10 protein-coding genes and 1 pseudogene are annotated in these 13,116 nt (G+C 42.4%); 10 read left to right on the top strand and 1 reads right to left on the bottom strand.

What is annotated here, in order from left to right:
• The 7 genes and pseudogenes from DW930_RS10330 to DW930_RS10300 all read left to right on the top strand — a co-directional run.
• Window positions 1-324: pseudogene (locus DW930_RS10330) on the top strand (sugar ABC transporter ATP-binding protein); the annotation flags it as partial.
• A 1-nt stretch (window position 325) separates the two neighbouring features.
• Window positions 326-1,144 (top strand): ABC-2 family transporter protein, encoded by an 819-nt coding sequence (locus DW930_RS10325; RefSeq protein ID WP_023027121.1) that lies wholly within the window; start codon window positions 326-328, stop codon window positions 1,142-1,144.
• Between the two features lies 1 nt (window position 1,145).
• Window positions 1,146-1,931 (top strand): ABC transporter permease, encoded by a 786-nt coding sequence (locus tag DW930_RS10320; RefSeq protein ID WP_023027120.1) that lies wholly within the window; start codon window positions 1,146-1,148, stop codon window positions 1,929-1,931.
• A gap of 199 nt (window positions 1,932-2,130) precedes the next feature.
• Window positions 2,131-2,388 (top strand): hypothetical protein, encoded by a 258-nt coding sequence (locus tag DW930_RS10315; protein WP_023027119.1) that lies wholly within the window; start codon window positions 2,131-2,133, stop codon window positions 2,386-2,388.
• A gap of 53 nt (window positions 2,389-2,441) precedes the next feature.
• Entirely contained in the window at window positions 2,442-4,793 is a 2,352-nt protein-coding gene (locus DW930_RS10310) for a DNA translocase FtsK (RefSeq protein WP_023027118.1), read from the top strand.
• 100 nt (window positions 4,794-4,893) lie between these two features.
• Window positions 4,894-5,280 (top strand): VOC family protein, encoded by a 387-nt coding sequence (locus tag DW930_RS10305; protein ID WP_023027117.1) that lies wholly within the window; start codon window positions 4,894-4,896, stop codon window positions 5,278-5,280.
• A gap of 84 nt (window positions 5,281-5,364) precedes the next feature.
• Complete coding sequence (locus DW930_RS10300) at window positions 5,365-7,710, top strand: HAD-IC family P-type ATPase (protein ID WP_123159983.1); 2,346 nt, start codon at window positions 5,365-5,367, stop codon at window positions 7,708-7,710.
• 53 nt (window positions 7,711-7,763) lie between these two features.
• On the opposite strand, the gene DW930_RS10295 is transcribed toward DW930_RS10300, so the two are convergent.
• A complete protein-coding gene (locus tag DW930_RS10295) occupies window positions 7,764-8,108 on the bottom strand; it encodes a DUF3397 family protein (RefSeq protein ID WP_006595849.1) in 345 nt (114 codons plus the stop codon).
• A gap of 160 nt (window positions 8,109-8,268) precedes the next feature.
• Between DW930_RS10295 and rplK the strand changes: the two genes are divergently transcribed.
• The 3 genes from rplK to DW930_RS10280 form a co-directional block, all read left to right on the top strand.
• Entirely contained in the window at window positions 8,269-8,694 is a 426-nt protein-coding gene (gene rplK, locus DW930_RS10290; protein ID WP_006595850.1) for a 50S ribosomal protein L11, read from the top strand.
• 97 nt (window positions 8,695-8,791) lie between these two features.
• Window positions 8,792-9,481, top strand: a complete 690-nt coding sequence (rplA, locus tag DW930_RS10285; RefSeq protein WP_006595851.1) for a 50S ribosomal protein L1 — start codon at window positions 8,792-8,794, stop codon at window positions 9,479-9,481.
• A 156-nt stretch (window positions 9,482-9,637) separates the two neighbouring features.
• Window positions 9,638-13,116 (top strand): accessory Sec-dependent serine-rich glycoprotein adhesin (locus DW930_RS10280; protein ID WP_123159982.1); only part of this gene is annotated, 3,479 nt, incomplete at its 3' end.

The raw sequence follows: 13,116 nt of genomic DNA, 5'->3' as shown, positions 1-13,116 counted from the left end.
TGTGATCGGATTTTTATGATTGATAAGGGGCAAGAGATTTTTGATGGAACGGTGAGTCAGCTCAAGGAAACCTTCGGCAAGATGAAGACTCTTTCCTTCGATCTGATGCCAGGTCAAAGTCATTTAGTCTCTCACTATGAAGGCTTGCCTGATATGTCCATTGATAGACAAGGAAATAATCTGACTATTGAATTTGATAGTTCCCGCTACCAGTCAGCTGATATTATCAAGCAAACCTTATCTGATTTTGAAGTCCGTGATTTGAAGATGGTAGATACGGATATTGAAGATATTATCCGTCGCTTCTATCGAAAGGAGCTCTAAGATGGTCAAATTGTGGCGACGTTATAAACCCTTTATCAATGCAGGGATTCAGGAGTTGATTACCTATCGAGTCAACTTTCTTCTTTATCGGATTGGCAATGTCATGGGTGCTTTTGTGGAATTTTATCTCTGGAAGGCTGTCTTTGATTCCTCGCAAGAGTCTTTGATTCAGGGTTTCAGTATGGCAGATATCACCCTCTACATCATCATGAGTTTTTTGACTAATCTTCTGACTAGGTCGGATTCTTCCTTTATGATTGGTGAGGAGGTCAAGGATGGTTCCATTATCATGCGTTTGTTGAGACCAGTGCATTTTGCAGCTTCTTACCTCTTTACGGAACTCGGATCCAAGTGGTTGATTTTTATCTCTGTTGGACTGCCATTTTTAAGTGTCATCGTATTGATGAAAATTTTATCTAGGCAAGGGGTTGTAGAAGTGCTAGGATTAACCATCCTTTATCTCTTTAGCTTAATCCTAGCCTACCTGATCAACTTTTTCTTTAATATCTGCTTTGGATTTTCAGCCTTTGTGTTTAAAAATTTATGGGGCTCTAATCTGCTTAAGAATTCTCTGATTGACTTTATGTCTGGGAGTTTGATTCCCTTGACCTTCTTTCCTAAAATCGTTTCAGATATTCTGTCCTTTTTGCCTTTTTCATCCTTGATTTACACTCCGGTTATGATTATTGTTGGAAAGTACGATGCTAGTCAGATTTTTCAAGCACTCGTTTTGCAGTTTTTCTGGCTCTTAGTGATGGTGGGCTTGTCTCAGTTGATTTGGAAACGAGTCCAGTCATTTATCACCATTCAGGGAGGTTAATATGAAAAAATATCAACGCATGCATCTGATTTTTATCAGACAATACATCAAGCAAATCATGGAGTACAAGGTCGATTTTGTGGTTGGTGTTTTAGGTGTTTTCCTGACTCAAGGCTTGAACCTCTTGTTTCTCAATGTACTCTTTCAACACATTCCATCGCTAGAAGGATGGACCTTTCAAGAAATTGCCTTTATTTATGGTTTTTCCTTGATTCCCAAGGGATTGGACCACCTCTTTTTTGACAATCTCTGGGCTCTGGGACAACGTTTAGTGCGAAAAGGAGAGTTTGACAAGTACCTGACTCGCCCCATCAATCCTCTCTTCCATATTCTGGTTGAGACCTTTCAGATTGATGCCTTGGGCGAACTCTTGGTCGGTTGCATTCTATTGGGAACAACAGTATCAAGCATTACTTGGACTCTTCCAAAATTCCTACTTTTTCTAGTCTGTATTCCTTTTGCGACCTTGATTTATACTTCCTTGAAAATCGCGACAGCCAGTATTGCTTTTTGGACCAAGCAGTCAGGCGCCATGATTTACATTTTCTATATGTTCAATGATTTTGCCAAGTATCCTATTTCCATTTACAATTCGCTCCTTCGTTGGTTGATCAGTTTTATCGTGCCATTTGCCTTTGCGGCTTACTATCCTGCTAGCTATTTCTTGCAAGGCAAGAATGGGCTCTTTAATATCGGTGGTTTGATGTTGATTTCCCTTGTTTTCTTTGGCATTTCCCTCAAACTCTGGGACAGGGGATTGGATGCCTACGAAAGTGCGGGATCCTAAGAGGAAGAATCTCAAAGCCTTGTCTTAGGACAGGCTTTTTTAATGGTGATGAAAATTTCTTGATAATAAAATTCTGACCACATAGTTTGTCGAGTCTACCTCATAAGCAAAACTGATTGTTTGGGCTTTTTTTTCGGATATAGTAGTCATTGTCAAAGGGGGTGAAGCTTCCTAGCAAAATAGAAAACGAGGGAGTATCATGAAAAAAGCCATTCTCAAAAAGAAGGGGGTCGCGGGCTTGTCCAAGATGAAAGCAGCTGATTTGAACCAAGCTTTGGCTGATCACTTTACAGAAGAAGAGCTAGCACAAGAGTTCACGGTTCGGGGCTATCAGTTGACGGAGAAAGGAAAGCAAGCGCTGAAAGACTATCAAGCTATCATTGGCCGTCTTCCAAAGAAAAATCTATCATCAACAGTGCCTGAGAGGTACTGTTTTTGTTGTTTATTTCGCACATGAGAGAAAAGGATTTTACTAGAGAACTAGCTTAGAAATATGGTATAATAAAGGTTATGGCAAACAATAATCAATCAAAAAAAACACGGTCGACGAGACGACTGTCTAAAGCAGAAATAGAAAGAAAAAAAGCAATTCGCCGAATGATCATGACGATTGTCTTAACTCTCGTCTTCATTTTCGCCTTTTTACGATTAGGAGCCTTAGGCTTAGTGACTTACAACCTTATCCGGCTCTTGGTAGGTAGTCTGGCTTATGTGGCAATGACAGCTGTTATTTTCTACCTCTTCTTTTTCAAATGGATTGAGAAGCATGAGGGAACCTTGTCGGGCTTTTTAAGTCTTTTTGCAGGCTTACTACTCATGTATCAAGCTTACTTTGTCTCCCTTTTGAAACTGGAAGGTTCTTCAGTGGGACCAACCTTATCACGTATCTTAGGAGACCTCGTGCATCTTCGTGTCTCTTCTTTTGCAGGAGGAGGTTTGCTTGGTGCAATCTTGTACACGCCGGTTGCTTTCTTGCTCTCTAACATTGGGACTTACTTTATCGGAGGACTCTTGATCCTATTAGGGCTTCTCTTGATGAGTTCTTATTCGGTTTATGACGTGTATGAGCAAGCTGTCGCAGCTTTTCACTCCTTTATGGAAAAACGGGAAGTTCGTCGCCAGGAGCGCTTTGCTGAGCGTGAAGAGAAGAAGGCTCTTCAAGCAGAAGCAGAGGAGGCTGCCCGCATCGAGCAACTTGCAGAAGCTAGTCCCATGAGCACGGAAGGCTATCCTGTAGATCTTGAGACAGGTGAAGTTATTGAACCTGAGTTCGAAGCAGAAGTGCCTGCTGAGGAGGCCTACCCTCAGATCTATCTACCAAATGAAGAAGAAGGCTATTCGGAAGACTGGCCAGAAGACGATCCAGAGGAGATGGAAGAACTTACTGAGGAGGATATGGATGAAGAAGTCACTGTGGATTTCACGCCTAAGGAACTCCTTCAGTACAAACTTCCAACCATTGATCTCTTCGCACCTGACAAGCCTAAAAATCAATCCAAAGAGAAAAATATCGTTCGTCAGAATATCCGCATTCTGGAAGAAACCTTTGCAAGCTTTAACATCAAGGCGACAGTGGAGCGGGCGGAAATTGGTCCATCTGTTACCAAGTATGAAGTCAAACCGGCTGTCGGTGTGCGGGTCAACCGCATCTCCAACCTCGCAGATGATTTGGCCTTGGCCCTAGCAGCCAAGGATGTGCGGATCGAAGCACCGATTCCAGGGAAGTCTCTGGTCGGGATTGAAGTTCCCAACTCAGAGATTGCGACAGTTTCCTTCCGTGAATTGTGGGAGCAATCCAAGACAGACCCAGCTAAACTCCTTGAGATTCCACTTGGGAAGGCTGTAGATGGTTCAGCTCGGACCTTTGATTTGGCCCGGATGCCCCATCTCTTGGTAGCGGGTTCTACCGGATCTGGTAAGTCGGTTGCGGTCAATGGGATCATTTCGAGTATTTTGATGAAGGCCCGTCCGGACGAAGTCAAATTTATGATGGTCGATCCAAAGATGGTGGAACTTTCTGTTTACAATGATATTCCTCACCTCTTGATTCCAGTTGTGACCAACCCACGCAAGGCCAGTCGAGCCCTACAAAAGGTTGTTGATGAGATGGAAAATCGCTATGAGCTCTTCTCGAAAGTGGGTGCTCGGAATATTGCTGGTTTTAATGCCAAGGTTGCTGAGTACAATACCCAGTCAGAGATGAAGCAAGTACCCCTCCCATTGATTGTGGTCATTGTCGACGAGTTGGCAGACTTGATGATGGTTGCAAGTAAAGAAGTGGAAGATGCTATTATTCGTCTTGGACAGAAGGCGCGTGCAGCAGGGATCCACATGATCCTTGCGACCCAACGGCCATCGGTTGATGTTATTTCAGGTTTGATCAAGGCCAATGTGCCTTCCCGTGTCGCTTTTGCGGTATCATCTGGGACTGACTCACGGACCATCTTGGATGAAAATGGGGCAGAGAAATTGCTCGGTCGTGGAGACATGCTCTTTAAACCGATCGATGAAAATCATCCGATTCGTCTGCAAGGATCCTTTATCTCAGATGACGATGTCGAGCGGATTGTGAACTTTGTCAAGGAACAAGCAGAAGCGGATTATGATGATGCCTTTGATCCAGGCGAAGTATCCGAGTCGGACTTTGACGGAGGCATGGGCGGCTCTGACGAGGGTGATCCACTCTTTGAAGAGGCTAAGGCTCTTGTGATTGAAACTCAAAAAGCCAGTGCGTCAATGATCCAACGTCGCTTATCGGTCGGCTTTAACCGGGCAACTCGCCTCATGGAAGACTTGGAAGCAGCAGGTGTCATCGGACCAGCTGAAGGAACCAAGCCAAGAAAGGTCTTGCAGACCAATTAATCTTTCTTTAAATGAAGAAGGAATGAGATAGTTGACAATAGCAAAAGCCTGCCTGTACAAGGGGCAGGTTTTGTTTACGAAAAAAAGAAAAGGAGAGCAGATGCAGCTCGATACTATTCACCATATTGCCATTATTGGACACGATTATGATAAAACCAGAGAATTTTATGTCGACAAATTAGGCTTTGAACCTTTAGACGAACACCATCGGCCTGAAAAGCAGGATATTCTCTTTAATATTCGAAAGGGAAATCTGACCTTGGAAATATTTATCAAACCAGATGCTCCAAAGAGACCCTTTCTCCCTCATCCAGAGCATACCGGTCTCCGTCATCTGGCTTTTCGAGTAGAAGACGTTCAAGCCTGTCTAGCAGAGTTTGATCAATTAGGAATCCCTCATACAGAGCTACGGGTGGATGATTTTGATGGGCGCAAAATGGCCTTCTTCTTTGATCCAGATGGCTTGCCTCTTGAACTTCACGAATAGGTCTACAGAATCTTCGTTCTCTAGTCTGAAGCAAGAAGATATTCTTTTTGCTAAACTAGATACAGAAAAAAGAAAGAAGAAAATATGGAAGAGAAGCGCTATAGCGGGCTAACGAATGAGCAAGTCCAAAGCCGAATCAGAGAAGGCAAACAAAATCGAGTAACCATTACGGCAGAAAAGTCGACGAGAGAGATTGTTTATTCAAATGTCTTCACTTATTTCAACCTAGTCTTTGGTATTTTAGCTATTTTATTGATACTAGTACGGTCTTGGAACAATATGTTATTTGTTCCTATTGTCGTCGTTAACTCCTTGATCGGGATTGTTCAAGAATTGCGGTCCCGTCGGATTTTGAATAAGATGCGTCTCCTTCAAGTGGAGAAAGCTCGAGTGATTCGTGAAGGAGAACGGTTAGACCTTCCTGTTCATCAGGTGGTAGAGGGAGATGTCGTCTTGTTCCAAGCGGGGGATCAGATCTATGCGGATGCCAAGATTCTAGATGGCTCGATCATGGTCGATGAGTCTCAATTGACAGGAGAAGCAGATGAAATCCCTAAAGCTGAGCATCAGACACTCATGTCAGGAAGTTTTGTTATTTCAGGCCAGGCAGTTGCGGTCTTGGAACAAGTAGGCGATGCGTCTTATATTAATCAGCTGAGTCTCTCTGCAAAAAAAGTCAAGGGACACGAAGAATCCGAAATGGTTCATGCAGTGGACGGTCTTGTCCGAATGATCGGAATGATTCTCATCCCGATTGGCTTACTGTTGTTCTTGCAGAGCTATCTAGGAAATCACGAAACCCTCAAAGTTAGCATCACCTCTATGGTCGGTGCCATCATTGGGATGATTCCAGAAGGTCTCTACCTCTTAATGACTCTGGCCTTGGTGCTTGGGGCAACCCGTTTAGCCCTTCAAAAGGTCCTACTCAACAGTATGAAGGGGATTGAAACCCTATCCCGTATCGACGTCCTCTGTCTAGATAAGACGGGAACCATTACCGAACACAGGATGCAAGTGAGTGAGCTTCTACCCTTGGTGCTAGAGGAAAAAGAAGGCAAAGAAATATTAAGTCACTATCTCCAAGCAAGTGAAGATCAGAATGATACCATCTCGGCCATTCGGCAGTATCACTCTGTCCAACCCGCCCAAGTATGGCCCGTTCAAGACCGCCTACCTTTTTCATCTAAGAAGAAATTTGGGGGCCTTCAGTTCCAACAAGGGATTTACCTATTAGGGGCACCAGATGTTTTGCTGAGAGATGATCTCGATGCTTACCAAGAAGTGTGGCAGCGAGAGATTGAACGAGGGGCGCGTGTTCTCATTTTTGGGCAATACCAGGGGGAACAGTTGACGGAAGTATTAGAAGCTCCAGTCCTCCCTCTTCTAGCCCTGGTCTTGGAGAATCCTGTACGAACGACTGCTCCTGAAACCTTTGCTTATTTCCAAAAACAAGGGGTGACCATCAAGGTTATTTCAGGGGATCATCCTGTGACAGTTGCTGCCGTAGCTCAGAAAGCAGGCATTCCAGATGCGGATCAAGTCGTAGATGCGAGTCAGCTCAGGACGCGTGAGGAGGTAGTAGAGGCGGTACGAATCTACACAGTCTTTGGACGAGTTAGTCCAGAACAAAAACAAATCCTCGTAGAGAGCTTGCAAGCGGATGGCCATAAGGTTGGGATGACAGGGGATGGGGTCAATGATATCCTCGCTATGAAAAAAGCAGATTGTAGTATTGCCATGAATACGGGGCATGATGCGACCAAAAAGGTAGCTCAGGTTGTGCTTTTAGATTCAGACTTCTCACACATGCCGTCGATTGTGGATGAAGGTCGCCGAGTGGTTAACAATATTCAGCGTTCGGCTAGTCTCTTTTTGGTCAAGAATATCTTTTCAATTTTGTTGGCCATTTTGGCTATTCTCTTTAGTTTCACCTATCCCATTCAGGCTTCTCAAATGTCCTTGATCAGTGGATTTACTATTGGAATACCCGGTTTCTTACTAGCCTTGGAGAAGAATCGTGCCCGGATAGAAGGAGACTTTGTTGAGACTGTGATAGAGCAAGCTCTTCCAGCTGCCTTGACCAATCTCATATCGGTTCTTTTTGTTGTGGTTCTAGGTCATTTCCTTGGATTAAGTCAGGGAGAGATTTCGACCATCTCCATCTACTTGCTGGCTTTAATCGGATTTACAAAAGTATACCAACTCAGTCTTCCCTTTAATCACGTAAAATTGGGAATAATCCTTCTGAATGTAGCAGGATTTTGTCTGTCGGTTTTTGTATTTTCTTCCATTTTTAATCTCAATCATCTGGATCTTATTGGCTGGATCTTGACCCTTGTCCTAGGACTAGTCATGGAAGGAGTCTTATGGTTGATGAATCGTCTTGTCTATAGCTTGGTGACCCACCGGCATAAGTCTAGAATAAAATAAAAAAACGGTATGAACTACGATTTTAGTTCATACCGTTTTTTTATTGCTATATATCAGATGAAAAGACTGATTGTCATAATGAGGTAAAGGAAGAAGGTAATGAGGAAGCCTGCTCGCCAAAAGTACTTAAAAAACTTCGGATAGTAAAAACTGCGTCTCTTTTTCAAAAAATAGATGGTTAAGCCAATGGCTAGAAGAGACAAGGCCAATAATAATTGAGGCAACAAATTATGGTAGTAAGCCGCATCTGAAATTAAATAGTACTCTAGCGCGAACAGAGGAAAAGCCAGGTCGGCAAAATTCCATCCATAACGGCGCAGTTTAAAGACTCGAATAATAATCCCACTGAGAATGAGGGTCAAAAAAATAAATACAAGGGAAGCAACTTTTATTAACATACCTCCATTTTATCACAAAAGAAAAAAAAGTGTGATGAAAATGAAATTTTTTCTTGCATTCGGAAGAAAATAGTGTATAATAGAAAGGTATGCGCAGAGCATACTTGTGGGAGGTAAAAATCTGTAATTACCGCCAAAACCACAAAGGAGGATTTAAGAAATGGCTAAAAAAGTCGAAAAACTTGTAAAATTGCAAATCCCTGCTGGTAAAGCTACTCCAGCTCCACCGGTTGGACCAGCACTTGGTCAAGCAGGTATCAACATCATGGGATTCACTAAAGAGTTTAACGCTCGTACAGCTGACCAAGCTGGTATGATTATCCCAGTTGTGATCACTGTTTATGAAGATAAATCATTTGATTTCGTTACAAAAACACCACCAGCTGCTGTTCTTTTGAAAAAAGCTGCAGGTGTTGAAAAAGGATCAGGTACACCTAACAAAACGAAAGTTGCAACAGTTACTCGTGCACAAGTACAAGAAATTGCTGAAACTAAGATGCCAGATTTGAACGCTGCAAACATTGAGTCTGCAATGCGTATGATCGAAGGTACTGCTCGTTCTATGGGATTCACTGTTACTGACTAATTGTAACAATCCTATTTGCCCGCAATACACTTGATCATGAGACGAGTGACGTGGGAGATGAAAATCGATATGACCACATTACAAGGAGAAAGATAAAATGGCTAAAAAAAGCAAACAACTTCGTGCTGCACTTGAAAAAATTGACAGCACAAAAGCATACAGCGTAGAAGAAGCTGTAGCTCTTGCAAAAGAAACTAACTTTGCAAAATTTGACGCAACTGTAGAAGTTGCATACAACTTGAACATCGACGTGAAAAAAGCTGACCAACAAATCCGTGGTGCAATGGTATTGCCAAACGGAACTGGTAAAACTGCTCGCGTTCTTGTATTTGCACGTGGTGCAAAAGCTGAAGAAGCAAAAGCTGCTGGTGCAGACTTCGTAGGTGAAGATGACCTTGTTGCGAAAATCAACGATGGTTGGTTGGACTTCGACGTAGTTATCGCTACACCTGACATGATGGCTCTTGTTGGACGTCTTGGACGTGTCCTTGGACCACGTAACTTGATGCCAAACCCTAAGACTGGTACTGTAACAATGGATGTTGCTAAAGCAGTTGAAGAGTCTAAAGGTGGTAAAATCACTTACCGTGCAGACCGTGCAGGTATCGTTCAAGCGATCATCGGTAAAGTGTCATTTGACGCTGATAAATTGGTTGAAAACTTCAAAGCTTTCAACGATGTTATTCAAAAAGCAAAACCAGCTACAGCTAAAGGTACTTACGTAACTAGCTTGACTTTGACTACAACTCAAGGTCCTGGTATCAAAGTGGATGTTAACTCACTTTAATTAGAAATGAAAGCTACCTTCGGGTAGCTTTTTTTATTTGTTTGAATGATTTTAGAAGGTTCCACCTTGATGATGAATACGAAAAATATTAAAACGCTTGCATAAGTACAGGAAAAAGGTATAATATAGGTGAAAATAAAAATTAAGGAGAATCAAATGATTTTTAAACGTTCAAACGGAGAATTCCGTGAAACTGATCGAGTGACTCGTTTCAAGTTGGTCAAGTCAGGTAAGAACTGGTTGCGTGCAGCTACTTCAAACTTTGGTTTGCTCAAAGTGATTCGTGGTCAAGTCGAAGAGACAGTTGTAGCTGAGGTGCGTGAAGATGCTGTTTCTGCTAAGAGCCGTCACTTGGTAAAAGGGATCTTAGTGGCAGCGGCAGTTCTAAGTGCTACTACAGTTGCAAATACTACCTTTGCGGATGAAGTAGGAAACGAAGTAGTTTCTTCCTCTACGGCAGTGAGTGCTCCATCCACTTCACCTGAAGCTGCCCCATTAACTGAAGAAGGCTCTAAAGAAGTCTTAGCCCCTCAAAATGAAACTGCTACAGAAACACAACCTTCAGCAACAAGTTCATCTGAAGTGGTCGAAAGTGCTGTAGCATCGGATGATAAAGCTATTTTGGAACAAAATGCTTCTGAGGCTGCATTATTGAATCAGATAGCAGAAAAATATGCTTCCAATCATCAAAATGCAGAACAGAAAGCTGCTATCAAGGAGGCTGTTGCTAAAGTTCAATCAGAATTGCCAGCAAAAGAAGCTTCGACCAATTCTGGTGAGAATGCTCCATCATATGCTGAGCAACGATCACGCTTGAACAAGTCAGTAGATGACATGATGGAAACCTTGAAGGTGGCAGGTTTCAATGGAAACACAACCGTTAATGGTGCACCTGCAATTTCTGCTCAGTTGGCACCAATCTCAACATCTACTTCTGGTAGTGTAGCTACTAACCCAGTTATTTCAGATGCTAATGGTGCAACGATTGAAGATGCAGCCTTCAACAAAGCAGGCTATGCATTGGATCCAAACGCTGATCGTTTCACTTTTGGTGTATGGCAATTCCTTAAAACCAACCACGCTACTGGAGCTAAAACAAACTTTGATTATTATGCTACTCTCGCAGTAGACCGTTCAGCCATCACTGGTAGTGTTTCAGCTAATCCAGATGTTTACTTGCGTATTGTGAAGAAATCTGATGGATCAGAAGTTTACACTCGTACCCTCAAAGCTGGAGAAAGCAATATCTCCCTTCCAAGCTACATCACCAACAACAACTCTGATGTAACTAATACTTTGACATACGCAGCTGCTAACGGAACTAATCCAGGTAACGTAACCTTCTCATTGGTGAATGCGAACCTTGAGTATGAAACACTTCAAATTCGTGATACCAACTACCCAGGTAACGAAGGTGAAGATAAACAAAACGTTCAAACCTCTGTTCCTTATGCTAAAGCTGATCAAACAACTTACTATAGAGTTGTTGACAGTAGCAAGTACACAGAAGGACAAACATACACACCAACTGGAAATGAAACAGTTCTTGCAAGCTATACTCAAACAGGTCTTGCAGGGCAACAATTCACAGCTTCAAACAATCGCGAGATTGCTGGTTACAAACAAGTAGCAGCAACAACTGACTCAACTCAAAAAACATCTGGTATCCTTGGTAAAGGTGTTGTTGGACAAAAACTTGTCGAACTTCAAGGTGGAGCCAACCACTACTACGTGAAACGTATTTCTGAAATCGTTGATACTGATGGCTCAACTGTAACGAAATTCTACGCCCTTGATCCATCTCAAGTGAACAATTTTGCTACATCAGATATTGGTACTGAAGATGTATCGAAATATACACTCATCTACACAAGTAAAGTTAACAAAGCTGCTGAAGAGTGGAAGGCTGATGAGACAAAAGTTACAAAAGTAAACAGCAAAAATGGCGACTACTATATTGAAGTCAGCGAAACTGCTGGAAGTAAATCCCTCATTATCAGTGGTTGGTCGTCTACTACTGAGACAGATACTTATAAACAAATGGATGGAACTCTACACACTTATCCACGTCCATTCAAAGGTGCTCCAAGCACATCATTGACACCTGCGGGTGCTGGTAACAACAGTTACAATGTCATTGCTGGTAAAGTTCCAGTGATTCAAGCAGAAGGATCTGTAGCGGATGATCCTACGGCTCCAAACGGAAAAGTATACTCTAATTTGAAGGGGTACGCATCATTCTCTAACAACTACTCAATTCCAACAGCGATTAAACCTTCAACTGATGTGAACTATTACTTTGTCAAGTCTGATGTTAAAGGAAATGTCTTCGTTCACTATAAAGATACTGAAGGAACAACCCTTAAAAATTCTGTAACTGACGAAGATCAACAGCCAATTAACAAACACTATGACACAGTCGTAGACAACCGCCCACAAACAATAGAAAAAGATGGCAAGACCTATGAATTGGTACCAGCAGGCAACTACACAGTTGGTGAAGTAGATGACCAAGGTCACTTGAAGTCTTCAGATCCTACAACTGGAGAAGTTGCTGAACAAGATAAGAATGTCACCTACATCTACAAATTGAAAGAAGAGCCTAAGGGTAACGTCTATGTTCACTATGTAGATACAGAAGGCAAGACCATCAAGTCAGATGTTACTGACGAAAAAGCTCAACCAGTGGATAAAGACTACGATACAGTGGTAGACAACCGCCCACAAGAGATTGAATTCGAAGGTAAGACTTATAAATTGGTACCAGCAGGTAACTACACTGTCGGTGAAGTAGATGATCAAGGTCACCTCAAGTCAACAGACCCTACAACAGGTAAAGTGATCGAAGGCGATAAGAACGTCACCTATGTATACAAAGTGAAAGAAGAACCTAAGGGTAACGTCTATGTTCACTATGTAGATACAGAAGGCAAGACCATCAAGTCAGATGTTACTGACGAAAAAGCTCAACCAGTGGATAAAGACTACGATGCAGTGGTAGACAACCGCCCACAAGAGATTGAATTCGAAGGTAAGACTTATGAATTGGTTCCAGCAGGTAACTACACAGTAGGTGAAGTTGATAAAGAAGGTCACTTGAAGTCAACAGACCCAACAACTGGTAAAGTCATCGAAGGTGATAAGAATGTCACTTATGTATACAAACTGAAGGAAACCCCAGCTGAACCTAAGAAGGGTGAAGTCATCATCACTTACGTAGATGAAAATGGTAAGGAAATCGAAAAACCTCGTCAAGATACACCAAACTCACCGTATGACACACCATATAACACTACTGAGGAAGGTGAAAAACCGAATACTATCAAGACACCAGATGGTAAGACCTATAAGATCGTACCAAAAGGTGACTACCCAGTAGGTAAAGTTGACGAAGATGGACACTTGGAATCATCTGATCCAGTTAAAGGTAAAGTTGACAAACCAAAATCAACCATCACTTACGTTTATAAAGAAGTGAAGGAAACCCCAGCTGAGCCTAAGGGTAACGTCTACGTACACTATGTAGATACAGAAGGTAAGACCATCAAGTCAGATGTGACTGACGAAGATGCTCAACCAGTGGACAAGGACTACGACACAGTTGTAGACAACCGTCCACAAGAGATTGAATTCGA

The sequence above is a fragment of the Streptococcus sp. AM43-2AT genome, from assembly GCF_003603405.1.
In the GTDB taxonomy this organism is placed as follows: Bacteria; Bacillota; Bacilli; order Lactobacillales; family Streptococcaceae; genus Streptococcus; species Streptococcus ilei.
The sequence above is the reverse complement of the archived record's forward strand: the minus strand, read 5'-3'. Positions and strand labels throughout refer to the sequence as shown.

Bases quoted from the DNA above. Each gene is read 5' to 3' on its own strand.
- DW930_RS10315 (WP_023027119.1), top strand. From the start codon at position 2,131: ATGAAAAAAGCCATTCTCAAAAAGAAGGGGGTCGCGGGCTTGTCCAAG.
- DW930_RS10325 (WP_023027121.1), top strand. From the start codon at position 326: ATGGTCAAATTGTGGCGACGTTATAAACCCTTTATCAATGCAGGGATT.
- DW930_RS10320 (WP_023027120.1), top strand. From the start codon at position 1,146: ATGAAAAAATATCAACGCATGCATCTGATTTTTATCAGACAATACATC.
- DW930_RS10300 (WP_123159983.1), top strand. From the start codon at position 5,365: ATGGAAGAGAAGCGCTATAGCGGGCTAACGAATGAGCAAGTCCAAAGC.
- rplA (WP_006595851.1), top strand. From the start codon at position 8,792: ATGGCTAAAAAAAGCAAACAACTTCGTGCTGCACTTGAAAAAATTGAC.
- DW930_RS10305 (WP_023027117.1), top strand. From the start codon at position 4,894: ATGCAGCTCGATACTATTCACCATATTGCCATTATTGGACACGATTAT.
- DW930_RS10310 (WP_023027118.1), top strand. From the start codon at position 2,442: ATGGCAAACAATAATCAATCAAAAAAAACACGGTCGACGAGACGACTG.
- rplK (WP_006595850.1), top strand. From the start codon at position 8,269: ATGGCTAAAAAAGTCGAAAAACTTGTAAAATTGCAAATCCCTGCTGGT.
- DW930_RS10295 (WP_006595849.1), bottom strand. From the start codon at position 8,108: ATGTTAATAAAAGTTGCTTCCCTTGTATTTATTTTTTTGACCCTCATT.